At 58.3% G+C, this 22,112-nt stretch carries 20 protein-coding genes and 1 pseudogene; 8 read left to right on the forward strand and 13 right to left on the reverse strand.

The features are described 5' to 3' along the window. Positions 1 to 37: 37 nt before the first annotated feature. Positions 38 to 1,378, reverse strand: coding sequence for a Trk system potassium transporter TrkA (gene trkA / locus DW189_RS03545; RefSeq protein WP_022333285.1), 1,341 nt, complete (start codon positions 1,376 to 1,378; stop codon positions 38 to 40). 136 nt (positions 1,379 to 1,514) lie between these two features. Here trkA and DW189_RS03550 point away from each other — a divergent pair, with 136 nt between their 5' ends. Next, positions 1,515 to 1,775 (forward strand): hypothetical protein, encoded by a 261-nt coding sequence (locus DW189_RS03550; RefSeq protein WP_022333284.1) that lies wholly within the window; start codon positions 1,515 to 1,517, stop codon positions 1,773 to 1,775. Between the two features lie 17 nt (positions 1,776 to 1,792). On the opposite strand, the gene DW189_RS03555 is transcribed toward DW189_RS03550, so the two are convergent. Further along, complete coding sequence (locus DW189_RS03555) at positions 1,793 to 2,995, reverse strand: leucine-rich repeat domain-containing protein (RefSeq protein ID WP_162508145.1); 1,203 nt, start codon at positions 2,993 to 2,995, stop codon at positions 1,793 to 1,795. A 145-nt stretch (positions 2,996 to 3,140) separates the two neighbouring features. Next, positions 3,141 to 3,992 (reverse strand): 3'(2'),5'-bisphosphate nucleotidase CysQ, encoded by an 852-nt coding sequence (locus DW189_RS03560; protein ID WP_117506905.1) that lies wholly within the window; start codon positions 3,990 to 3,992, stop codon positions 3,141 to 3,143. A gap of 316 nt (positions 3,993 to 4,308) precedes the next feature. Here DW189_RS03560 and rplU point away from each other — a divergent pair, with 316 nt between their 5' ends. The 3 genes from rplU (at position 4,309) to DW189_RS14200 (ending at position 5,489) form a co-directional block, all read left to right on the forward strand. Next, complete coding sequence (rplU, locus tag DW189_RS03565) at positions 4,309 to 4,620, forward strand: 50S ribosomal protein L21 (RefSeq protein ID WP_055204064.1); 312 nt, start codon at positions 4,309 to 4,311, stop codon at positions 4,618 to 4,620. A gap of 19 nt (positions 4,621 to 4,639) precedes the next feature. Then, positions 4,640 to 4,900 carry a 50S ribosomal protein L27 gene (gene rpmA, locus DW189_RS03570; protein ID WP_009598768.1) on the forward strand — a complete coding sequence of 87 codons (261 nt, stop codon included), beginning with the start codon at positions 4,640 to 4,642 and terminating at the stop codon, positions 4,898 to 4,900. Between the two features lie 223 nt (positions 4,901 to 5,123). Beyond that, positions 5,124 to 5,489, forward strand: coding sequence for a hypothetical protein (locus tag DW189_RS14200; RefSeq protein WP_130065718.1), 366 nt, complete (start codon positions 5,124 to 5,126; stop codon positions 5,487 to 5,489). Positions 5,490 to 5,655: 166 nt separating this feature from the next. On the opposite strand, the gene DW189_RS03580 is transcribed toward DW189_RS14200, so the two are convergent. The 4 genes from DW189_RS03580 to nifJ form a co-directional block, all read right to left on the reverse strand. Beyond that, on the reverse strand, positions 5,656 to 6,084 hold the full coding sequence (locus DW189_RS03580) for an META domain-containing protein (RefSeq protein ID WP_022333281.1): 429 nt from the start codon (positions 6,082 to 6,084) through the stop codon (positions 5,656 to 5,658). Between the two features lie 80 nt (positions 6,085 to 6,164). After that, positions 6,165 to 6,938: a S1/P1 nuclease gene (locus DW189_RS03585; RefSeq protein WP_162851429.1), complete on the reverse strand. Its 774-nt coding sequence runs from the start codon at positions 6,936 to 6,938 to the stop codon at positions 6,165 to 6,167. 130 nt (positions 6,939 to 7,068) lie between these two features. Then, on the reverse strand, positions 7,069 to 8,226 hold the full coding sequence (locus tag DW189_RS03590; protein WP_162508144.1) for a BACON domain-containing protein: 1,158 nt from the start codon (positions 8,224 to 8,226) through the stop codon (positions 7,069 to 7,071). A gap of 188 nt (positions 8,227 to 8,414) precedes the next feature. Then, positions 8,415 to 11,957, reverse strand: coding sequence for a pyruvate:ferredoxin (flavodoxin) oxidoreductase (gene nifJ / locus DW189_RS03595; RefSeq protein ID WP_117506909.1), 3,543 nt, complete (start codon positions 11,955 to 11,957; stop codon positions 8,415 to 8,417). 788 nt (positions 11,958 to 12,745) lie between these two features. Between nifJ and DW189_RS03600 the strand changes: the two genes are divergently transcribed. Continuing rightward, positions 12,746 to 13,984 (forward strand): M16 family metallopeptidase, encoded by a 1,239-nt coding sequence (locus DW189_RS03600; protein ID WP_117506910.1) that lies wholly within the window; start codon positions 12,746 to 12,748, stop codon positions 13,982 to 13,984. Continuing rightward, positions 13,981 to 15,246 carry a M16 family metallopeptidase gene (locus tag DW189_RS03605; protein ID WP_117506911.1) on the forward strand — a complete coding sequence of 422 codons (1,266 nt, stop codon included), beginning with the start codon at positions 13,981 to 13,983 and terminating at the stop codon, positions 15,244 to 15,246. The genes DW189_RS03600 and DW189_RS03605 overlap by 4 nt, the downstream gene beginning before the upstream one ends. Positions 15,247 to 15,429: 183 nt before the next feature. Here the strand turns inward: DW189_RS03605 and rsmA are convergent. The 6 genes and pseudogenes from rsmA to recQ form a co-directional block, all read right to left on the reverse strand. Further along, positions 15,430 to 16,113: pseudogene (gene rsmA / locus DW189_RS14570) on the reverse strand (16S rRNA (adenine(1518)-N(6)/adenine(1519)-N(6))-dimethyltransferase RsmA); the annotation flags it as partial. Positions 16,114 to 16,498: 385 nt separating this feature from the next. Then, positions 16,499 to 16,717: a GNAT family N-acetyltransferase gene (locus DW189_RS14730; RefSeq protein ID WP_162508143.1), complete on the reverse strand. Its 219-nt coding sequence runs from the start codon at positions 16,715 to 16,717 to the stop codon at positions 16,499 to 16,501. Positions 16,718 to 16,951: 234 nt separating this feature from the next. Further along, positions 16,952 to 17,191, reverse strand: a complete 240-nt coding sequence (locus DW189_RS03620; protein WP_018694971.1) for a hypothetical protein — start codon at positions 17,189 to 17,191, stop codon at positions 16,952 to 16,954. Between the two features lies 1 nt (position 17,192). Next, entirely contained in the window at positions 17,193 to 17,378 is a 186-nt protein-coding gene (locus tag DW189_RS03625) for a hypothetical protein (RefSeq protein WP_147326489.1), read from the reverse strand. Between the two features lie 12 nt (positions 17,379 to 17,390). Beyond that, positions 17,391 to 17,609 carry a hypothetical protein gene (locus DW189_RS03630; RefSeq protein WP_022333272.1) on the reverse strand — a complete coding sequence of 73 codons (219 nt, stop codon included), beginning with the start codon at positions 17,607 to 17,609 and terminating at the stop codon, positions 17,391 to 17,393. A 74-nt stretch (positions 17,610 to 17,683) separates the two neighbouring features. Next, positions 17,684 to 19,876 carry a DNA helicase RecQ gene (gene recQ, locus DW189_RS03635; RefSeq protein ID WP_117506915.1) on the reverse strand — a complete coding sequence of 731 codons (2,193 nt, stop codon included), beginning with the start codon at positions 19,874 to 19,876 and terminating at the stop codon, positions 17,684 to 17,686. Between the two features lie 100 nt (positions 19,877 to 19,976). Between recQ and lptB the strand changes: the two genes are divergently transcribed. Together lptB and aroA are read left to right on the forward strand one after the other, a co-directional pair. Next, complete coding sequence (gene lptB, locus DW189_RS03640; protein ID WP_022333270.1) at positions 19,977 to 20,798, forward strand: LPS export ABC transporter ATP-binding protein; 822 nt, start codon at positions 19,977 to 19,979, stop codon at positions 20,796 to 20,798. A gap of 66 nt (positions 20,799 to 20,864) precedes the next feature. Further along, positions 20,865 to 22,109: a 3-phosphoshikimate 1-carboxyvinyltransferase gene (gene aroA, locus DW189_RS03645; protein WP_018694966.1), complete on the forward strand. Its 1,245-nt coding sequence runs from the start codon at positions 20,865 to 20,867 to the stop codon at positions 22,107 to 22,109. Positions 22,110 to 22,112 lie beyond the last annotated feature (3 nt).

The following is a 22,112-nucleotide window of genomic DNA, read 5'->3' on the forward strand; positions in this document are numbered from 1 at the left end:
CGGGCCCCGGCGCACGCCGGGCCCGACAGCGCCGTCGTCAGTTAAAAAAGTATCCCACTTTGCCCACCGACGCAGGCATGGCGAAGACCACCACGCGGTCGTAGGGGTTGATTTCCATGTTGTCCACGGCGATGAAGACCTTGTCGCCGCGCACGATGCCGCCGATGATCGTGTCCTCGGGCAGCCCCAGGTCTTTGATGCGGCTCTTCACGGCCGGCGCATTGGGCTTGACGATGAATTCCAGCACCTCGGCGTCGCTGCCCGTAAGGCACTTGATGGCCTGCACGTCGGTCGACATCGTGAAGCGGAAGATGTTCGACGCCGTCACCAGTTTCTTGTTGATGATCGTGTCGATGCCGATCGACTCGGCCAGGTTGATGTAATTGAGGTTCTCGACCTCGGCGATCACCTTCTTGACGCCCATGCGCTTGGCGAGCATCGCCGCGAGGATGTTGGTCTCGCTGCGCCCCGTCACGGCCACGAAGGCGTCCATGTTCGAAAGCCCCTCTTCCATCATGGCCTCGGTGTTGCGGCCGTCCTCGTTGATGATGAGAGTCTTTTCGAGCATCTCCGCCAGCCGGTAGGCCTTCTCGGCGTTGTAGTCGATGAGCTTGATGTTCACCTCGTCCTGCAACTCCGTGGCGATGCGGATGCCGATGCGCGACCCGCCCAGAATCATCATGTTCTTGATCTCGATGTTCGACTGTCCCGAGAACTCCATGACCTGTTTCACGGCATCCTGGCGGGCGATCACATAGATCGCGTCGCCCTCCATGAACAATTCGCCGCGGCGCGGGATGATCGTCTGCCCGCCGCGCGTGATGGCCACCGTGCGGTAGCTCAGCGGGGCCTCGTCGTCATCGAACCCCTCCAGCGGCTTGCCCACGAGGGGCGAGGTCGGCTCCAAGTGGAAAACCACCAGCGAGAGCTTGCCGCTCGAAAAATCGACGAACTCCGTGGTCGAGGTATGCCCCAGGAGGTTGATGACTTCGCTGGCCGCAACCTTCTCGGGGTAGAACAGGTAGTCGATGCCCATATCGATGAACATCTCCTTGTTGTTGGGTTCCAGGTATTCGTTGTTGTCGATGCGGGCGATGGCTTTCTTGGCCCCGAGCTTCTTGGCCAGCATCGCCGCCACGACATTGTCGTTCTCCACGTGGTTCACGGCGATGAACAGGTCGCACTTGCGCACCTGCGCCTTGCGGAGCACGGCGAAGGTCGTCGAATCGCCCTCGACCGAAATCACGTCGGCAAGGCTCCCCACGTCGGAAAGCAACTTCTGGTCGGCGTCGATGATGGTAATGTCGTGGCCGTTGCCACTGAGCATTTTCGCCAGATGGCTCCCCATCTCGCCCGCACCCGCTATCACGATTTTCATAGTATTGCGTCTGTTGTCGTTTCGTTTCAGCGCCGCCCGCCGACAGGATAAGGCAGCATTTTTGCAATTTATCTTACAAATGTATACATTTGTGACCGAAAGCCAAAATTTCAGCACATAAAAATACCTTACCGTTATGCCAACGTGGTTAATCGTTTTCCTCTTCGCCCTCGGCGCCGTAGCCCTCTTCGTCGTGGGCATGTCGCTGACGCTGATGATCAAGGGACACCATATCGACTCGGAAATATCGACCAACAAGAACATGCAGCGGCTGGGCATCCGGTGCGCCGTGCAGGAATCGCGCGAGGACTCCGGACAAACAGACTGCGCCGACGCGGGCTGTTCGGGCAACTGCTCGGCATGCGACATCGAACAGACAACAAAAAAAGAGGAGTGACGCTCCTCTTTTTCGTATCAATCGCTCTCCTTGAACCTTATCAGGATGTGCTTATCAAGGTTGATCCATGACATCCGGTCGTATTGGGCACTATTCCTGAAAAATACGGTTTTCAAGACGGGCGAATTGTCACAGACCAGGCTTTCCAAATATTGCAACCCGCTCACATCGAGCTCCTCCACATCGCAGCCCGACATCCTCACGTATTTCAAAGCAGGATATCTCGACAAATCGACATCTGCCACCGACAGGTTCCTCAAATCCAGATTATACAAGAGCCCGTTCCGGGCAAAAGAATCCAGCGAGCGCAGTTTGCACGCCCCCTTATCCGCACACACCAACTCACACCAGTACAAATTGATAAGATAACTAAAATCAGAGAGGGATTCGAACCCGCTGCAATCGGTATCGAACAACTCCCGGACATAAACCGCCTCATGGCGGGAAATCCGCCCGTCCCCGTTCTTATCAAAATTCCTTGCGGCCAGTGCCACCTCTACCGCCGCATCGGCAAAGACAAGGTTTTCATCTCCGGCCACCTCCAAAACGACATCGTCGTCACCAAATATGCCCGGTACCTGCCGCCAATCCAGCGAGATCCGCATCCCCGCATTGCCCTCACACCAAATCATAGTAATATCCCCGCACGGCCTCACATCAAGGGCGGAAATCCCGTTATTCGCACAATCTATGGATTTCAAGCCGGGAGTTTCGGAAAAGTCCAGGTTGCGAAGCCGGTTATTCCGGCAAAGCAAAAAGGTCAACACAGGCAAATTTTGCAAATCGAGTTTTTCCAGGTTATTGGCCGCACAATCGACACGGCTTAGGTTCCGGAGACCATCCACGACGAGTTCTTCGAGTTTGTTCCCCGCACAACACAAAGTCCTGAGTTCCGCATTCCGGCTGACATCGAGCCGCACCAGATTACCCCCGGCAGATTGGTTACAATATAAAGACTGTAATCCGGTAAAGTATTCGATCCCGTCCAGCGACCGGATATCCTTATCGTCAAAATCCAGCGACACCACATTTTTGATTTCACCGACCGTAAGTACACCATCCCCGTTACGGTCGTACGTCCGCAGGCAAAATGCCCCGAATGCGTCATCGCCGAATACGGCCACCGTATCATCGGTCATGGCGGGCGGCTTTACTTTTTCCTCCGAACAGGATACGCCGAGCAACAATCCCAGCATACAGAACAGGGAGATTTTTTTCATGGGAGGCAAGCTTTGACACATCTAAATTAACAGTTTTTGCCCGAAAGTGCAACTATTCCAAGTAAAAACAGCACAACGGGGCAAGCACACGAAAAAAGGCGGAAACAAATCCGCCCTGACTTACCGGTTCCGCATTGCTGCGGCGTCAAATCTTGCAGTACTTCGACCGGCAGACGAACCACGGGTTGCGCAGGTCTTTTTCGTTGTAGCGCAGCACCCCGTCGTCGGGCAGCGTGCGCGTCCGGCCGCCGGCCTCGGCGAGGATCAGCTCCCCGGCCGCCGTGTCCCACTCGTAGGTATGCGTCGTGCGGACATAATAGTCGACCCGCCCCTCGGCCAGCAGGCAGAACTTGTACGAACTGCCCTGTTCGACGATCTCCAGGTCGGGGTGCGTCGCACGCAGGCGGGCGATATGCTCGGCGGTCTCGGGTGTCTGGTGCGAGCGCGACACGGCCACACGCAGGCGGGGATGCGGACGCACGGCCTCGCACTCCAACGGCAGGCGCGTCCACCCGGTGACGATCTCGTCGTAGGTATATTCCGCCCCGGAATCGGGCACCACATGTTCCTTGACATACGAGCCTGCATCCCGCCCCGCGATATACAGCTTCTCGAAATAGGGCACGTAAATCACCGCCCCCATGCAGACGTTGTTCTCCATCAGGGCGATGTTGACCGTAAATTCGTTGTTCCCCTTGATGAATTCGACCGTCCCGTCGAGCGGGTCGACCAGCCAGTAGAGCTCCCAGTTGCGGCGCTCGTCGTAAAGCATCTCGCGCCCCTCCTCGCTCAGGATGGGGATGCGCGTCGGGCCCAGGTATTCGCGGATGGTTTTGTGCGCCAGCCGGTCGGCGAGCGTGATCGGCGTCTTGTCGTCTTTGAGGCTTATATCGTAATCGTCGAGGTTTTTATAGACATTCATTATCGAGGCTCCGGCCCTGACTGCCGCATTGATGAGCGGCGGCAGCAGGTACATCCTCACCTTGTCGTTTATCATCGTAGCTCTTCTTTTGAGTTCGGTAACTTCGGTTGCCATGGTAAAGGTAACAAGAATTTATGACATTGTGAAATTTTTAACAGCTATTTCACGCCGAACCTCCCCGGGCAGCTTCGGCGCAAGACAAAACCTCCTGTGCGGGGCGCCCGCTGTTGCAGGGACGGCACGGCGTCATGCGGCACTGTCCGCGGCGACCCCGCCCAAAACCATGCCAGAGCCGACCGTGCCGAAAAAAATTCGCGCGGGATGTTGCTTATAAAATAAATATGCGTATATTTGCACTCCGAATTATGTTCAAATACATATATCGCATTAAATGTACGTTATAGTAGAGATTGCAGGTCAGCAATTTAAAGCTGAGAAAGGTCGGAAACTTTATGTCCACCGTCTTCAGGGCGAAGAAAATTCGTCCGTAAGTTTCGACAAAGTCCTGCTCACAGACAACGACGGTCAGGTCAAAGTAGGTGCACCTGTAGTGAAAGGCGCCTCGGTGAAGTGCAAGATCCTGAAGCATCTGAAGGACGAAAAAGTCCTGGTCTTCAAGAAAAAGCGCAGAACGGGATATCAGAAGTGCAACGGCCACCGTCAGTATCTGACACAGGTTCTTGTCGAGGAAATTGTTGCATAACCTTTAAAACTGAAGAGAAATGGCACACAAGAAAGGTGTAGGTAGTTCGAAGAACGGCCGCGAGTCGGAAAGCAAGCGACTCGGCGTCAAGTTATTCGGTGGCCAGTTCGCTAAGGCGGGCAACATTATCGTTCGTCAGCGCGGCACGGTTCACAACCCCGGTGAAAACGTGGGTATCGGTAAAGACCACACGCTCTTCGCCCTTGTAGACGGCACCGTCGAATTCTGCAAGAAAGGCGCAGGCAAATCCTATGTGAGCGTAACTCCCCTGAGCGAGTAAGCGTTCCGATAAGAGACACAAGACAAGCGGCTTCCCCTTTCGGGAGGCCGCTTGTTTCTTTGAGCCCCGAAGCCATGCGGCGAATCCCCATGCGCGAAACACACGGGGAGACACGATACGGCCATATACGCCTCCCTCATGCAGTTTTTCAGCTATCGGTTCCGCTGCCCGGCTCCAATACAAATAAGTAGTTGCAGATTGCGGAAAATTGACTACCTTTGCTATGCAGTACACCGTAATTGCATGCGTTCTTAACATATTGAGTATTATAAACGATTGTATTGACATCCTGAAATCTGGTAAATTTTTTGCAAGTTCAAATACAGTCCGCTCCCGGAAGGGTGCGCGCTGTTTTGTTGGATTTGCGGGTTTACCAGAACCTCAGGAGTCACAGATTCGGCGGCACTCTTCTTCTTTTGCACAAATGAACCCCATTTGTCGCGCTCCTGCCGATGCAATCGAATCCTATGCGGCGGCAGGATACTTTTCCGGTAACCGGATTCTTCATACAAAAAGAGAGTTGCGTCACTTTTTTTCCTGCCGCCGTTCTTTTTTTGCCCGCTCCGGCCGCCCCCGCATCCGGCCGTAAAACAATCCCCCCTCCCGCCACATAGCTCCCGCATCCGGCCGTTCGGCTATTTCCCGGCATCCATACCGGGAGCGGTTCCCCACCAAACCGTCGTTTCATTCCGCCTTATACAAAAAAAAACGGCAGCCCCGTCGGGGACTGCCGCAAATATTCCGCGTCGGCGGAATTACTGCTTCGCAGGCTCTTTTTCGACGGCCTTGAACACGGCCAGCGCTTTGTGGTCGTCGAAGAGGGTCAGCTCCGCACCCTTGATCTCGAAACGGTCTACCTCGTCGAGCATCTTGACGAAGGCATCCTCGTACTGCATGTCGGGGCAGGCCATCCGGGTCATGCCCAGGTTCTTGAGTTCGAGTTCCTTGCCTTTGAGCTCATACTTGCCGAAGAAGCGGTTGCAGTTCGTACGCCCTGCGACCATCGTATCGGCGGCATTGAACTCCAAGGTGAAGAAATCGGCCTCCTTACCGACGGCCGCGGCCGGGATTGCCTCCATCTTGGCGAGTTTCCATGTCGTGCCTTCGAGCTTCTTGTCCTGGCCGGCGCTTCCGCAGGCGGCCATCATCATAAGCAGCGCAGCGGCTGCAAAATACTTTTTCATAACGTACCTGTAAGAATTGATAACATGACGGCCCCTGCAAGAATCGCACAAAACCGCCTCACGTCTGCAAAATTACAAAATTAACCGAATAGTTGGTTAAGTACGGCAGCCAAACGGTAGCCCGCCTTGAGGATTTGCTCCTCGGCGAACGGATGTACCGTATTGAGCAGGTCGCGGGCCTCGTCCTTGTTAAACGTCTGGCCGGGCTTCGTCCACTCGTAAATCACGCGGCAATCCCGGGCGCTCTCTTCGAGCCAGTCGCGGGGCGTCCCGGCGGTGACTGCACGGATCTCCTTCTTCGTAAGGCGATCCAACTGGTGGCGGTACTCCACGTATCCCCAGCGGTGGTTCAGGTCGAGCACCCCGCTGTCCCAAAAACTATGGAATTCGCTGGGCCTCCCGTTCAGGTCGAACTTGAAATTCTTATACCAAGGGTATTTCACGTGCACGGGGCAATGCATGTCGCCCACCAGGTGCACGAGGTATTTGATCGACACCAGCACCGTCGAATCGTCCAGGCTGCGGTAATCCTTCAATCTGGAGATCGCCTCCTCGATGCATTGCAAGGCGTCGCCTTTTGCGTTGGGCACATACTTCCCGTCGGCGTCGACCCTATCGCCGTGCCAGCCCGAGGTCACCTTGTAAGCCGGTGTATGGCGGTACACATCCATCCACGAGGCATAATAGACGATCGAACGGCCGTCGAGGTATTTCTCGATGTTCTTCTTCGCCTTGGGCGTCAGGTTGCACTCGGCGATATAGGCGATGGCGTCATGCCCCGATTTGCCCCAGCCGAATGCCGTACCGCAATAGCAAAGGAGCATTGCAGCCAACAAAAGAAAACTTTTCTTCATAATTGATTCATTTTAGGTTACCGAAAGCAAAAATAGGAAATATTATTCGGACAGACAAGATTACAAAAGAAAAAAAGCAGGTTGCGGAGTTTCCGCAACCTGCCTGGAAAGGGTTTGTTATCGTGTCCGCCTATTTCGTAAGGCCGATGCCGATCTCGATGGATTGGCTCTGGTTGAAGAGCGCATCGAGCAACGAGTTGACCAGCGCCTTTGCCGGGATCTTCATCGGGTCGGATTCGGGGTCGAGCGACACCTCAATATCCCCGTCGGGGAGGAAAGCATCGACCAGCGAAGTAATCAGCGGCATGTAAGGCATCATCATCTCCTTGTCGACCTTCAGCGTCGTAACGCCATCCTTGACCCCGTACTTGAGCGGGATGGCATAGTAATCGTCGGTCGCTTCGATCCCAAGGCCCGGGTACTGTGCCAGCAGGGCGTCGATGATCTGGGGCAGGTTCATTTCGAGCTCCGCCTGGCCGATATAGGTCAGGTACTCCTTGTCGATGGCGAAATAGACCTTGCCGTCCTTGGTGTAATAGGTAATCGCATCGACAGGCAGCACCTCCAGCGTCTCGGCATTGGGGAATTCGACCTCGGGGCCGAACGTAGGGCCGGCATTCATGTCGAACCCGAGCATGTCGCGGTAACCCGCGCCGATCGTCCCGTCGTCCTTGAAATCGAAATAGGTGAGGCCGCCGCCATACATCATCCCCACGAGCTGGTTGGCCAGACCGGTGACGGTGGTAACGGGCCAGGTATATCCGGGAACACCGAGAAGGAAACCCATGTCGATCTGCGGCACCTTTTCCGGATCCATATCAGCGTATACGGGGTTGATGAAGAAATTAGCGATCGGATTTTCGGGATCGGGAACATAGGGCGTATACCGGCCCACCAGATCCGACGAGAACACGGCCTTCTGGCTGATGGAAACGGTCACCGACTCGGCACCCTTGGCGCTCAGGACGACATCCGCCGTACGTGCATCGCCCGTATTCCGCGCCACGGTGACCACCACGTCGCCGTCGTTCACTTTCGCGGTGATCCATCCGGTTTCGGAACCCTTGTAGTTCACGTCGACCTGGATCGCGCCGACCGTACCGTCGGTTCCCACCTCGAATCCCTTCGAATAGGCTCCGCTCGTAAATTTCAGGGCGCCGGTTTCCACGCTGAGGGTACCGGTAACCGGGCCGTCGCCCTTGTTGTCGCTGTCGCTACATGCCGTAAACGCTACCGTGGCAGCGCACATGACGAGCACACAGGTAATTTTGTGCACAAAATTTTTCATAAGTGAGATACTTGTTTGTAATTCAAATGTGTGCAAATTTATCCTCTCAGGTCTATATGGACAAATAAATTCACTCGGGGGGGGGATTTCAAAAACGAACGCGCGTTTTTTCATCACGAAGCATTTTCCGGATATACAAAAAGGGCCGCGGCACAATGCCGCGGCCCTCCGCATAACGTATAATATAATTAGTATTCCATCTTCGCAAGGCGCTGGTAGCCGTTGTAACGCCATTTGGCGTTCTCCTCGGCGGCTGCGAACAGCTCGTCGGCCTCGGCCGGGAACGACTTTTTAAGCGAAGTGTAACGCACCTCCTTCATCAGGAAGTCGCGGAACTTCGACCAGTCGGGCTCCTTCGAGTCCATCACGAACGGGTTCTTGCCCTGCTCCTCGAGCTGCGGGTTGTAGTGCCACAGGTGCCAGTAACCGCAGGCTACGGCCTCCTTGCCCACGGTCTGCGTGCGCGTCATGCCGCCCTTGATGCCGTGGTTGATACACGGAGCATAGGCGATCACGAGCGACGGGCCGGGATAGGCCTCGGCCTCCTTGAGCACGTTGAACAACTGCATCTGCGAAGCGCCGATCGAAACCTGCGCCACGTATACGTAGCCGTAGGTCATGGCGATGGCGCCGAGGTCTTTCTTGCGGATACGCTTGCCGGCCGAAGCGAACTTGGCGACGGCACCCACGGGTGTCGATTTCGACGACTGTCCGCCGGTATTCGAGTAAACCTCGGTATCCACGACCAGAATGTTCACATCCTGGCCCGATGCCAGCACGTGATCGACACCGCCGAAGCCGATATCGTACCCCCAGCCGTCGCCGCCGATGATCCACTGCGACTTCTTCACCAGCCAGTCCTTCATCTCCAGGATATCCTTGCAGTAATCGCAGCCGCAGGCCTCCATCATCGGGACGAGGCGCGCCGAGACCTCGGCCGATTTGGCCGACGAACCGCGCGAAGCGATCCACTCCTGCATGACGCCCTTCAGCTCGTCGGAGCATTTCGTACAGTTGGCAATAGCCTGCTCCATCGTATTCTGGATACGGTCACGGAGTTTCTCGACGCCGAGATGCATACCCAGGCCGAATTCGGCGTTGTCCTCGAAAAGCGAGTTCGCCCATGCCGGGCCCTGGCCCTTGTCGTTGGTGCAGTACGGGGTCGACGGTGCCGAACCCGAATAGATCGAGGTACAGCCCGTGGCGTTGGCAACCATCATCTTGTCGCCGAACAGCTGCGAGATAGCCTTGATATAGGGGGTCTCGCCGCAACCGGCGCAGGCGCCCGAGAACTCGAACAGCGGCTGTGCGAACTGGAGGTTCTTCACCGACTTGGTCTTGTCGACGACCTGCTTGTAGCCGATATGCTTGGTGATGTAGTCCCAGTTCTTCTGCTGGGGCATCTGCTCCTCCAGAGGACGCATTACCAGTGCCTTCTCCTTGGCCGGGCAGACGTCGACGCAGTTCGAGCAGCCCGTACAGTCGAGCGGCGAGATCTGGATGCGGAACTTGTACTCCTTGGTCTCGCCCAGCCCCTGCTTCCATTCCACGCCCGATGCGGCGGCCTCGGCCTCCGTCGCGAGGAACGGACGGATCACGGCGTGCGGGCAGACATAGGCGCACTGGTTGCACTGGATACAGTTCTCGATCTTCCACTCGGGGACATTCACGGCGATGCCGCGCTTCTCGTAGGCGGCCGTGCCGTTCTCCCACGTACCGTCCTCACGGCCCGTGAAAGCCGATACCGGCAGGTCATCGCCCTTCAGCCCGTTGATCGGCTCAACGACCTTGCGCACGAACTCGGGATACGACGCATCCGAAACATGTGCGAAGCCGTTGTCGTCGATCTGCGCCCATTCGGCCGGCACCTCGACCTTCACCACGGCGTTGCCGCCGGCGTCGACGGCCGCATAGTTCATGTTGACGATGTCCTCGCCCTTCTTGCCGTAGGATTTCAGGATGGCATGCTTCATCTCGTCGACAGCCTTGTCGAACGGGATAACGTTGGCGATCTTGAAGAATGCCGACTGCATGATGGTATTCGTACGCGAACCCAGCCCGAGCTCGGCGGCGATCTTCGTAGCGTTGATGATATAGAAATTGATCTTGTTCTTGGCCAGATAGGCTTTCATGTGGTCGGGCAGCGTGGCGCAGGTCGTAGCCGCGTCGTGCACCGAGTTGAGCAGGAACGAACCGCCGGCTTTCAGCCCTTTCAGCACGTCGTACTTGTCGACGTACGAAGGCACGTGGCACGCCACGAAGTCGGGCGTGGTGACCAGATAGGGCGAAGTGATCGGCAGGTCGCCGAAACGCAGGTGCGACGAGGTGTAACCGCCCGACTTCTTCGAGTCGTACGAGAAGTATGCCTGGCAATATTTGTTCGTCGTGCCGCCGATGATCTTGATCGAGTTCTTGTTGGCGCCTACCGTACCGTCGGCACCCAGGCCGAAGAACAGCGCCTCGAACGTACCGGGCTTGGCGAGCGAAATCTCCTCGCCCACGGGCAGCGAGCGGAAGGTCACGTCGTCCACGATGCCCACCGTGAACTGGTTCTTGGGCTCGTTGGCCGCAAGGTTTGCGAACACGGCCAGCATCTGCGCCGGCGTAGTGTCCTTGGACGAAAGGCCGTAGCGGCCACCGATGATGAGCGGTTTGCGGTCGGCCGGAATATCCTTGCAGTTGGCGAATGCCTCGACGACATCCAGGTAGAGCGGGTCGCCGTTTGCACCCGGTTCCTTAGTACGGTCGAGCACACAGATGCGCTTCACCGTTTCGGGCAGCACCTCGCCCAGGTATTTCACCGAGAAGGGACGATAGAGGTGAACGGTCACGACGCCCACCTTCCCGCCACGGGCGTTCAGGTAGTCGACCGTCTCCCGGAGGGTTTCGGTCACCGACCCCATCGCGATCACGATGTTCTCGGCGTCCGCAGCTCCGTAATATACGAACGGCTTGTACTCGCGGCCGGTGATCTTCGAAATCTCGCGCATCGCCTCGGCGACCATGTCGGGCACGGCGTCGTAGAAGCGGTTGGCGGCCTCGCGGGTCTGGAAATAGATGTCGGGATTCTGCGCCGTACCGCGGGTCACGGGGTGCTCGGGATTGAGCGCACGCTCGCGGAAGGCCTTGAGCGCATCGCGGTCGAGCATGGCGGTCAGGGCGGCCTCGTCGATCAGCTCGATCTTCTGGATCTCGTGCGAGGTACGGAAGCCGTCGAAGAAGTGCAGGAACGGCACGCGCGATTTGAGCGACACGATGTGCGCCACGCCCGCCAGATCCATCACCTCCTGCACCGACGAAGTCGCCAGCATGGCGAATCCCGTCTGGCGGGTGGCCATGACGTCCTGGTGGTCTCCGAAAATCGACAGCGACTGTGCGGCCAGCGCACGCGCCGAAACGTGGAACACGCCCGGCAGCAATTCGCCGGAGATCTTATACATATTGGGAATCATCAGCAGCAAACCCTGCGACGCGGTGAACGTCGACGTCAGGGCACCGCTCTGCAGCGAACCGTGTACGGCGCCTGCGGCACCGGCTTCGGACTGCATCTCGACAACTTTCACCGTTTCGCCGAAAATATTTTTGCGACCCTGTGCGGCCCACTCGTCCACGAGTTCGGCCATGGTCGACGACGGCGTGATGGGATAGATCGCCGCAACTTCCGAGAACATGTATGCAACATGTGCCGCAGCGTAGTTACCATCACAAGTGATAAATTTCTTTTCTGCCATTTTGTTGAAATTTTAGATGATATTGTGTGTTTTTCCTGGATTCGGGACAAAATGCGTTGCAAAGATAACAATTCCGGCGGAAAAATCAGTCCGATTTTCTGACAAATCATCCGGTTTTTTCACTACGCAGGATGTTATTGGAATAACAACGGGGTTGTTATTTATTTAACAACGAACTCGCGGATAATCACCGACTTGCCGAACTTATTATCCGATAGCGGATTACCCGCCACTCCCTCGCGGGCACAGTCCGGGCTGTGCGTGCACGGGGCCGGAGCGCCACCCCTGCCGGCAAGACAAATCCCGGGCCGGAAAAAGCAGCGGAATTTTTTCACAGACACATTGGCGGTTGAGAAAACAGATAATTTTTTGGCCGTCAACAAATTTTACGCGGCGAAACACTGGGAAATAAAGGCCGATAAATAGGTTGTTCGGGCGCGGCGATTGCAAATCGGGATTTTTTTCCTAATTTTGTTCCATAATTCGTTCTTTACATATCATCGTGTATAAACGATAGTATTGGGGCCCTAAAATCTGGTAAATTTTTTGTTATCCCACAATACAGATCGTACCCAGAAGGGTGCGTGCTGTGATTTGTGGGATAGAGGCTGACCAGAGCCATGGGCCACAGGTTCGGCACCACTCTTCCCGTTTTCTGCCGAAGCGTTTTCCACACGCAGCGGCAGGGTAATGGATTCCAATCCCCAAACTTCATAGTCTTCGAATCCATCTTCAAATGAGGCGTCACTAAATTTTCCTGCCGCTGCTTTTTTTATATCTTTGCATCCATGATCGAATACAAGAAGAGAACACTGGCGAACGGCCTGACGGTCGTCGTCAACCGGGATAAGGCTTCGAAACTCGCCGCAGTAAACCTATTATATAAAGTCGGGGCGCGCAACGAGAACCCCGCGCGCACGGGTTTCGCCCATCTGTTCGAACACCTGATGTTCCGCGGCACGCGCGAAATCCCGAATTTCGACCTGCCCGTGCAGATGGCCTGCGGCGACAACAACGCCTTCACCAACAACGACTACACGGATTTCTACATCACCCTCCCGAAGGACAATATCGAGACAGCACTGTGGCTCGAAAGCGACCGCATGGAGGGGCTGGACATCACCCCCGAAAAACTCGAGGCGGAGAAACGCGTGGTGATCGAGGAGTTCCGCCAGCGCTACCTCAACCAGCCCTACGGCGACCAGCCGATGCTGCTGCGGGCACTGGCCTACAAAGTACACCCCTACCGCTGGGCGACCATCGGGCTCACGCCCGACCACATCGCCGGGGCGACACTCGACGACGTGCAGGCCTTCTACCGCACCCACTACCACCCTTCGAACGCCATCCTGTCCGTCTCGGCCGACTTCGACGAGGAGCGCATGCTCGACCTTGCCGAAAAATGGTTCGCCCCGCTCGCCGACCGCACCGTGGCCCCCCAGCCCATCCCCCGCGAACCGGATCAGGAGGCGCCGCGCCGGGAGGAGGTCGAACGCGACGTGCCCGCCACGACCCTGTCGCTGGCATTCCACATGGGCGGCCGCACCTCGCAGGATTTCTATACCGCCGACCTGGTTTCCGACCTGCTGTCGGGCGGCGACTCGTCGCGGCTCTACAAACACCTGGTGCAGGAACAGCGCCTGCTGGCCTCGGTCAACGCCTACATTTCGGGCGACATCGACCCGGGATTGTTCGTCTTTACGGGGCAACTACTGCCGGGCACCTCTCCCGAGCAGGCCGAAGCGGCTTTCCGTGCCGAAATCGAAGCATTGCAAAGCGTCCCGGCATCGGACTACGAGGTCGAAAAGGTCAAAAACAAGTTCGAGGCCAACACGCTCTTCGGCGAGTTGAACGTGATGAACAAAGCGATGAACCTGGGCTTCTACGAGATGCTGGGCGACCTGCCGCTCATCAACGGCGAGGTGGCGGCCTACCGTGCCGTCACGACCGGCGACATCCTCGCCTTCAGCCGCCGCACCTTCCGCCCCGAAAACTGTTCCACTCTTATCTACAAAGCGAAAAAATGACACAACCACCCCTCGTAATACCCTCCGACGTTGAGGTCGCACAGGCCGGAAAGAGCCTGTTGGCAAACGGTTCGACGCTCTACACGCTCGCCTCGGACGATTTCGAAGTGCTGCGCGTCACCTTCGTGTTCCGCGCCGGATCGGCCATGCAGCGGGTTCCCTTCTCGGCGTCGACCGCCGCCAACATGCTCGCCGAGGGGACACGCGACATGACGGCACACCAGATCGCCGAACGGCTCGATTACTACGGCTCGTTCTACGACGTTAACATCGACCGCGACTATGCCTACATCAGTTTCTGCATGCTCTCCAAATTCTTCGACGAAACGCTCGCCGTGGCCGAACAGATACTCCTGCACCCCATTTTCCCCGAGGAGGAACTGCGCACCTACTGCGCCAAGCGCAAGCAGCGGCTGGCCGTCGAACGCACGAAGGTCGACACCCAGGCCCGCGAGGCTTTCGCCCGCGCCCTTTTCGGGCCCTCGCACCCCTACGGCATCTCGGCCGACGAAGCCCAATACGATGAACTCACGCGCGGGGATGTAGCGGCGTTTTATGAAAGCCACTATACGGCGGACAACGGGTTCACGATATGCAGCGGGCGCATCGGCGACCACGAACGGCAGGCCGTCGCGGCGCTGGCAGAACGGTTGCCGCGGCGCAAACCCCAAGCCGGCATCCCGTTCCCGGCACCCGTGACGCAGCACGAAGCGCGGGTCGACCATCCGGGCGCCGTACAGTCGTCGATCCGCATCGGAAGGCTGCTTTTCCCGCGCCAGCATCCCGATTTCCTCGGCATGCAGGTCGTGGCATCCGCCCTGGGCGGTTATTTCGGTTCGCGCCTGATGCAGAACCTGCGCGAGGAGCACGGCTACACGTACGGCGTGGTGGCCGCCATGGTCAACTTCGAACGGGAGGGCTATTTCGCCGTAGCGGCACAGGTCGGGACGGAGGTCACGCAGGAGGCCCTGCGCGAGATTTACGCCGAAATCGAACGGTTGCGCGCCGAGCCGATGCCCGAGGGCGAACTTTCGCTCGTGAAGAACATTATGGTCGGTGAGATGATGCGTATCCTCGACGGGCCGTTCGGCATTGCCGACGTTACGATCGAGAACATCCTCTGCGGCCGCGACCATACCGTCATCAACGAGAACATCCGCCGCATACAGGCCATGACGCCGGCCGACGTGCAGCAACTGGCTCGGAAATACCTCTCCCGCGAAGAACTGGTGACGGTCATTGCGGGAGACCTGAGAAAATAGACGCCTGCGCATTGCGGCTGCGGAGCAATACCCCGCCCGCCGAACGGCATGAAAAAAGCACCGGGCTCCCGGTGCTTTTCCATTTCCGCCTCCAGTACACACTGTCCGCCCTTCCCTGCCCGGCATCCGACGACTCGAACCCGCACCCAAACTGCGGTATCCGACGTCCACGACCCGCCGCGATTATTTCCGGTTGGCCGCGACCCAGTCGGTCAGCTGCACGAAATCGGCGACCGAGAGCTGCTCGGCGCGCTGCGTAAAAAAGGGATGTTCTGCGCCGCCGAAATCGCCGAACACCGCCCGCAGCGAGTTGCGGATCATCTTGCGGCGCTGGCCGAATGACGCTTTCACCACCTTCACGAACAGCGCCTCGTCGCAGCCGAGCCGCCCGACGCGGTTGCGGCGCAGGCGGATAACGGCGCTTTTGACCTTGGGCGGCGGGTTGAAAACCGTTTCGTTGACCGTAAAGAGGTATTCGATGTCGTACCAAGCCTGCAACAACACGCTCAGGATGCCGTATTCCTTCGACCCCGGAGGCTCCGCGATCCGTACGGCGACCTCCTTCTGGATCATGCCGACGCATTCGGGCACCAGGTCGCGATTCTCAAGCACCTTGAAAAATATCTGCGAGGAGATGTTGTAGGGGAAATTCCCGATGATCTTCAGCCCCCGCGGAAAACGCTCGCGCAGGTTCATCTTCAGGAAATCGCCCTCGATCAGCCGCGGTGCGAACTCGGGGAAATGCGCATGCAGGTATTCGACGCTCTCCGGGTCGATTTCGGCACCGTAGGTGGTGATGTCGCCGCGCCTGAGCAGGAACTGCGTCAGCACCCCCATCCCGCAGCCGACCTCCAGCACGTCGCAAGGGACTGCGCCGCCCCGTTCCTCTTCCGCGACCGCCGGCGCACCGGCAGCGGTCGTATCCGCCGCGATCCGGGCATCGGTCGCTATCCCGGCACCGTCCCCGTTCCGGGTTTCCGCCCCGGCTCCGGCATATCCAGCCGCATTCGCCCGGGTTTCCGCCCCGGCATCGGCACTTCCAGCCGCCATCGTCTGGGTTTCCGCCCCGGCATCGGCACTTCCTGCCGCCATCGTCCGGGCTTCTGCCCCAGCTCCGGCATATCCAGCCGCATTCGCCCGGGTTTCTGCCCCGATCCCCGGTCTTTCGCCCCCCGAAAGCGCATCGCAAATCTTGCGCGCGATATTGAGGTCGACCAGGAAATGCTGTCCCAGCGCCTTTTTTGCCCTTACTTCACTCATTTTCGTCTTTCAATAATTCGTAATAACAGCCGTCCACGAACGCCCCGTTCTTGAAAAAAGCCTTGCGGAACGTCCCGACATGCCGGAACCCGGTTTTCACCAACACCCGCTGCGATGCGGAATTGGTGGCATAAGCCGAGGCAAAGATACGAATTACCGGGGTATTTGCGAACATCCACTCCACGGCCTGCCGGACGGCCGCCGTCATCATGCCCCGCCCCGGCAGCGGCTTGAGAGCCAGAAGCCGATTTCGGCGCCGAAGCGTTCGACATCCATCCCAGGCACGAACTCCACGCCGCCCACGGCCTTGCCGCCTGCCACGACGGCGAAATCCAGCGGCAGGAAACAAGCCCGCTCTTCCGGAATAAAACTGCCGCCCCATCGGAAACCGCAAGCCTCCGCCCGGAAACCGAACCGCCGGGCAACGATGTCCGGCGGATGAAGGTCAGCGTTTCGACCGGCGGGATTTTTTCTTCTCCTGCCGCTCCCGGGCACGGCGTTCGAGCCGCACGCGGCGCTGCGTGAGGCGGAACGTATAGAGCAGCCCCACGAAACCCACGCCGAGCAGCGTGATCCAGAACCACACGGCAATGCCGCGCTCCATATACTCCAGGGCGTAGATTATCCCGGCCACCGCCACGATCATCATCACGAGGCGGACTATCTGCATCACATTGGTTTTCATATCAGTCTTCGTTTTGCGTATTTTTGCGGCCCATGCTCCGGGCGCGGACGACCAGAATCCCCGACGCACCGATCAGTACGAGCGGCACGTACCAGATATCCCGCCCGTCGTCGGACAGGATCCGCCACAACGAAACGACGCCGCACACGAAGAAAAACACGGACATGATCGTCAGGAACCGTTGCATGGCACACATAGGTTACGGTATTTTGTATTTGTTCACCTCGTCGAGGTGCTTGCGTTTGCGCTTGTGGCATTCGTTGTACACCATCCCGACGCCTGCAAGCACGAACAATACGGCCACGACGAGGTCGAATATACAATTGCTGTTCGACAAGGCCCAGAATATATTGACTCCGAGCCACACGAGTGTCACGATCAGGAAAATCACGGCAACAGTAAAAGTCTTTTTGTTCATAGGCGTATTATTAAGTTAGTGTCAATCCTCGGAACAGTGACGCAACAGCCGTGGGATGGCAGGTGTCCAGGGCGTCAGTTGCCCTGCTCGCAGATGAATTTGATACGCACCAGACGTATCTCCTCCTCCGTATAGTCGGCCCCCAGTTCGTCGATGGCCGCATCGAGCGAATCGCTCTCGGCGTCCTCCTTGAAATAGAGGTAAATGTCCTCGATCTTGTCCTCGTCCATAAAGTCCCTCAGATAGTACGAGATGTCGAGCTTCGTACCCGAGTTGACGATGCCTTCGATCTCGGTCAGCAGTTCGTCGAAATCGAGGTCTTTGGCGCGGGCGATATCCTCGAAATCCATCTTCCGGTCGATGGACTGGATGATGAAGATCTTGTTGCCCGACTTGTTGCCGACCGACTTGACGATCATGTCCTGCGGACGGATGATCTCCTTCTCCTCGACATAGGCCTTGATGAGCTTGACGAACTCCTCGCCAAACTTGCGGGCCTTGCCCACTCCCACGCCGGTGATGTTCTGCATCTCCTCGATGGTGATCGGGTACTGCACGGCCATGTCCTCGAGCGACGGATCCTGGAAGATGACGAACGGCGGCAGCCCGTGCTGCTTGGCCACTTTCTTACGCAAATCCTTGAGCATCGCAAAGAGTTCCTCGTCCGCCGCGCCGCCCTTGCCCATCGGGACGACGGCCTCGGCCTCCTTCTCCTCCTCGTCATAGTCGTGGTCGAGCGTTACGGTGACGGGGAAAGGCATGGCGATGAAATTCTCGCCCTTGCGGTTCACCGAGATCAGCCCGTAATTCTCGATATTCTTGTCCACCAGCCCCAGGATCAGTGCCTGGCGCAGCACGGCGCCCCAGAAACGCGCGTCGTGCTCGGCACCCGCCCCGAACCACTTGCTCTTGTTGTGGCCGTAGCTCTTGATGAGCGCCGTGGTCTTGCCCGTGAGCACGTTTATCAGATAGTCGGCCTTGAACTTGTCGCCGATGTCGCGCAGCGCCTCGAGCGCCATCTTGAGCGCCGCCCGCGCGTCGATCTTCGGCTTGGGATTCCGGCAATTGTCGCAGTTACCGCAGTTCTCCTCCGTATACTCCTCGCCGAAATAGTGCAGCAGCGTCTTGCGGCGGCACATCGAACTCTCGGCATAGGACACCGTTTCCAGCAGCAGCAGCTTGCCGATCTCCTGCTCGGCGATGGGTTTGCCCTGCATGAATTTCTCCAGTTTCTGGATGTCCTTGTAACTGTAAAACGTCAGGCAGTAACCTTCGCCGCCGTCGCGGCCGGCACGCCCCGTCTCCTGGTAATAGCCTTCGAGCGACTTGGGGATGTCGTAATGGATGACATAGCGCACGTCGGGCTTGTCGATGCCCATGCCGAAAGCGATCGTGGCGACGATCACCTCGACCCGCTCCATCAGGAAGTCGTCCTGGTTGGCGGCGCGCGTCGCGGCGTCCATGCCCGCATGGTAGGCCAGCGCGCGGATGCCGTTGGCCACGAGCAGTTCGGTCAGCTCCTCGACCTTCTTGCGGCTCAGGCAGTAGATGATGCCGCTCTTTCCCTCGTTCTGCTTGATGAAGCGGATGATATCGCGGTCGACGTCCCCCTTGGGGCGTATCTCGTAATAGAGGTTCGGCCGGTTGAACGACGACTTGAACACCGAAGCGTCGGACATGCCGAGGTTCTTCTGAATGTCCAGCTGCACCTTGGGCGTAGCCGTCGCCGTCAGGGCGATCAGCGGCGCGGCACCGATTTCGTTGATGATCGGGCGGATGCGGCGGTACTCGGGCCGGAAGTCGTGCCCCCACTCCGAAATGCAGTGCGCCTCGTCGATGGCGTAGAACGATACCTTTATTTTATGCAGGAAGGCCACGTTGTCCTCCTTGGTCAGCGATTCGGGGGCGAAATAGAGCAGCTTCGTCTTCCCGGCCAGCACGTCGGCACGCACCTGCGCGACGGCCGTCTTGTTGAGCGACGAATTGAGGAAATGGGCGATTCCCGACTCGGCCGAGAAGGTGCGCATGGCGTCCACCTGGTTCTTCATCAGCGCGATCAGGGGGGAAATGACGATCGCCACGCCCTCCATGAGCATGGCCGGAAGCTGATAACAGAGGGATTTCCCGCCGCCCGTAGGCATCAGCACGAACGTATCCTTCCCTTCCAGCACATTGCGGATCACCGCTTCCTGGTTCCCTTTGAACGACGAAAAGCCGAAGTACTCCTTCAGCTTGTCATGCAACAGGGACGATTCAAATTGTTTCATTTCGCCGTTTCTACTCTAAAATCAGAAAATTCAATGTAAAGTTAAAAAACTTTTCGGAAAAAAGCATAACTTTGTAAAAATTTTATAGCAAGAGAACGCAATGCGCCTATACACCAGCGAACTTGTCAAAAAATATAAGGCCCGTACCGTCGTCGACCACGTCTCGATCGACGTCAACCAGGGGGAGATCGTCGGACTGCTCGGCCCCAACGGAGCCGGCAAGACCACGACTTTCTACATGATCGTGGGGCTTATCAAGCCCAACGAAGGGCGCATCTTCCTCGAGGACGACGAAGGCAAGGTCGCCGAACTGACCAAGGAGCCGGTCTACAAACGCGCCCAGATGGGCGTGGGCTACCTGGCACAGGAGGCATCGGTCTTCCGCCGCCTGTCGGTCGAGGACAACATCCGCGCCGTACTCGAAATGACCGATTTCTCGAAGGAATACCAGAACGAGCGCGTCGAGTCGCTGATCGAGGAGTTCCGCCTGCAAAAGGTGCGCAAGAGCCTCGGCATCCAGCTTTCGGGCGGCGAACGGCGCCGTACGGAGATCGCGCGCGCGGTGGCCATCAACCCGGCGTTCATCCTGCTCGACGAGCCCTTCGCGGGCGTCGACCCCATCGCCGTGGAGGACATCCAGTCGATCGTGGCGACGCTCAAGCACAAGAACATCGGCGTCATCATCACCGACCACAACGTCGACGAGACACTGGCCATCACCGACCGCACCTACCTGCTCTACGAGGGCAAGATCCTCAAGACGGGTACGGCCGAGGAACTGGCCGCCGACCCGATGGTTCGCAAGGTCTACCTCGGCCAGCATTTCGAGCTCAAGAAGAGCCACCAGCTGACCCAGCAGATGAAGAACCGCAAGGGACAGCAGGCGCAGCAGGCCGGGGAGGAGACCGAAACACAGGAATAGAAGCGAGGATTTTAAATTCAGGGTGCCGGCCAACCCCGGTGCCCATAAAAGCATATAACCTACACAATGGACAAGACGGTTCCATTGGGCCGCGTTAAAGGCACGCTGACGCCGCCCTGTTCGAAAAGCTATGCACAGCGTGCCCTGGCGGCATCGCTCCTCTGCGGGGAGACCTCGGTGCTGCGCAATCTGGAATTCTGCGACGACACGCGCTCGGCGCTGCGGTGCATCGAGACGCTCGGCGCCCGCGTAAAGCACGTGGACGCCTCGACCCTTTCGATCGAAGGCGGGCTGCATCCCCGCGGGAAGGTGCTGCACGTCGGCGAATCGGGGCTCGCCACACGGCTTTTCACCCCCATCGCCTCGCTCTGCGGGATGCCCGTCACCATCGAAGGCCAGGGCACCCTGCTACGGCGTCCCATGCACATGATGATCGACCCGCTGCGCCGCCTCGGCGTCCGGGTGCGGGACAACGACGGTTACCTGCCCTTCGAAGTGCGCGGCCCGATCCGGGGCGGGGAGATCGACGTCGACGGCTCGGTTTCGTCGCAGTTCATCACGGGGCTGCTGCTGGCGCTCCCGCTCTCGCAGCACGACACCACGCTCCACGTCCGCAGCGCCGTCTCGACCCCCTATCTGGACATGACCGTCGACACGGCGGCACGTTTCGGCGTGGAAATCTGCCATAACGACTACAAGGAGTTCTACATCGAGGGCGGACAGCGCTACCGCCCGGCCTTTTTCAGCATCGAGGGGGACTGGAGCGCCGCGGCCATGCTGCTCGTGGCGGGCGCCGTCGCGGGCGAAGTCACCGTGAAGAACGTCTCCATGCTTTCGAAGCAGGCCGACACCGCCATCTGCACGGCACTCGTGCGGGCCGGGGCCGCGGTCATCAACGACGAGGACTCCGTGACGGCCTCGCACCGGCCCCTGCGCGCCTTCGAATTCGACGCCACGCACTGCCCCGACCTTTTCCCGGCACTCGCGGCGCTCGCGGCGGCGGCCCAGGGCGAGAGCGTCATCCGCGGCACCTCGCGGCTCGAACACAAGGAGTGCAACCGTGCGGACGCCATCCGCGAAGAGTACGCCAAGGCGGGCATCGAGGTGGACACCTCCCAGGAGGACATCATGCGCATCCGCGGCGGCAGGATCCGCCAGGCCCGCGTGCAGAGCCACGGCGACCACCGCATGGCCATGTCGATGGCCGTCGCAGGACTGCTCTGCGACGGGGAAATGACCATCGAAGGCGCCGAATGCGTAGCCAAGAGCTACCCCGGATTCTTCGAAGACCTGGAAAAAATCAGAATCTGAACG

Origin of the sequence: Alistipes sp. AM16-43, from assembly GCF_003435745.1 — a bacterium.
Classification (GTDB): Bacteria; Bacteroidota; Bacteroidia; order Bacteroidales; family Rikenellaceae; genus Alistipes; species Alistipes onderdonkii.

Bases quoted from the DNA above. Each gene is read 5' to 3' on its own strand.
- DW189_RS03580 (WP_022333281.1), bottom strand. From the start codon at position 6,084: ATGAAAAAGTATTTTGCAGCCGCTGCGCTGCTTATGATGATGGCCGCC.
- rplU (WP_055204064.1), top strand. From the start codon at position 4,309: ATGTACGTTATAGTAGAGATTGCAGGTCAGCAATTTAAAGCTGAGAAA.
- DW189_RS03550 (WP_022333284.1), top strand. From the start codon at position 1,515: ATGCCAACGTGGTTAATCGTTTTCCTCTTCGCCCTCGGCGCCGTAGCC.
- DW189_RS03590 (WP_162508144.1), bottom strand. From the start codon at position 8,226: ATGAAAAATTTTGTGCACAAAATTACCTGTGTGCTCGTCATGTGCGCT.
- nifJ (WP_117506909.1), bottom strand. From the start codon at position 11,957: ATGGCAGAAAAGAAATTTATCACTTGTGATGGTAACTACGCTGCGGCA.
- rpmA (WP_009598768.1), top strand. From the start codon at position 4,640: ATGGCACACAAGAAAGGTGTAGGTAGTTCGAAGAACGGCCGCGAGTCG.
- DW189_RS03600 (WP_117506910.1), top strand. From the start codon at position 12,746: ATGATCGAATACAAGAAGAGAACACTGGCGAACGGCCTGACGGTCGTC.
- aroA (WP_018694966.1), top strand. From the start codon at position 20,865: ATGGACAAGACGGTTCCATTGGGCCGCGTTAAAGGCACGCTGACGCCG.
- DW189_RS14200 (WP_130065718.1), top strand. From the start codon at position 5,124: ATGCAGTACACCGTAATTGCATGCGTTCTTAACATATTGAGTATTATA.
- DW189_RS03555 (WP_162508145.1), bottom strand. From the start codon at position 2,995: ATGAAAAAAATCTCCCTGTTCTGTATGCTGGGATTGTTGCTCGGCGTA.
- lptB (WP_022333270.1), top strand. From the start codon at position 19,977: ATGCGCCTATACACCAGCGAACTTGTCAAAAAATATAAGGCCCGTACC.
- DW189_RS03560 (WP_117506905.1), bottom strand. From the start codon at position 3,992: ATGATAAACGACAAGGTGAGGATGTACCTGCTGCCGCCGCTCATCAAT.
- DW189_RS03605 (WP_117506911.1), top strand. From the start codon at position 13,981: ATGACACAACCACCCCTCGTAATACCCTCCGACGTTGAGGTCGCACAG.
- DW189_RS14730 (WP_162508143.1), bottom strand. From the start codon at position 16,717: ATGATGACGGCGGCCGTCCGGCAGGCCGTGGAGTGGATGTTCGCAAAT.
- DW189_RS03620 (WP_018694971.1), bottom strand. From the start codon at position 17,191: ATGAAAACCAATGTGATGCAGATAGTCCGCCTCGTGATGATGATCGTG.
- DW189_RS03585 (WP_162851429.1), bottom strand. From the start codon at position 6,938: ATGAAGAAAAGTTTTCTTTTGTTGGCTGCAATGCTCCTTTGCTATTGC.
- DW189_RS03630 (WP_022333272.1), bottom strand. From the start codon at position 17,609: ATGAACAAAAAGACTTTTACTGTTGCCGTGATTTTCCTGATCGTGACA.
- recQ (WP_117506915.1), bottom strand. From the start codon at position 19,876: ATGAAACAATTTGAATCGTCCCTGTTGCATGACAAGCTGAAGGAGTAC.
- trkA (WP_022333285.1), bottom strand. From the start codon at position 1,378: ATGAAAATCGTGATAGCGGGTGCGGGCGAGATGGGGAGCCATCTGGCG.
- DW189_RS03625 (WP_147326489.1), bottom strand. From the start codon at position 17,378: ATGCAACGGTTCCTGACGATCATGTCCGTGTTTTTCTTCGTGTGCGGC.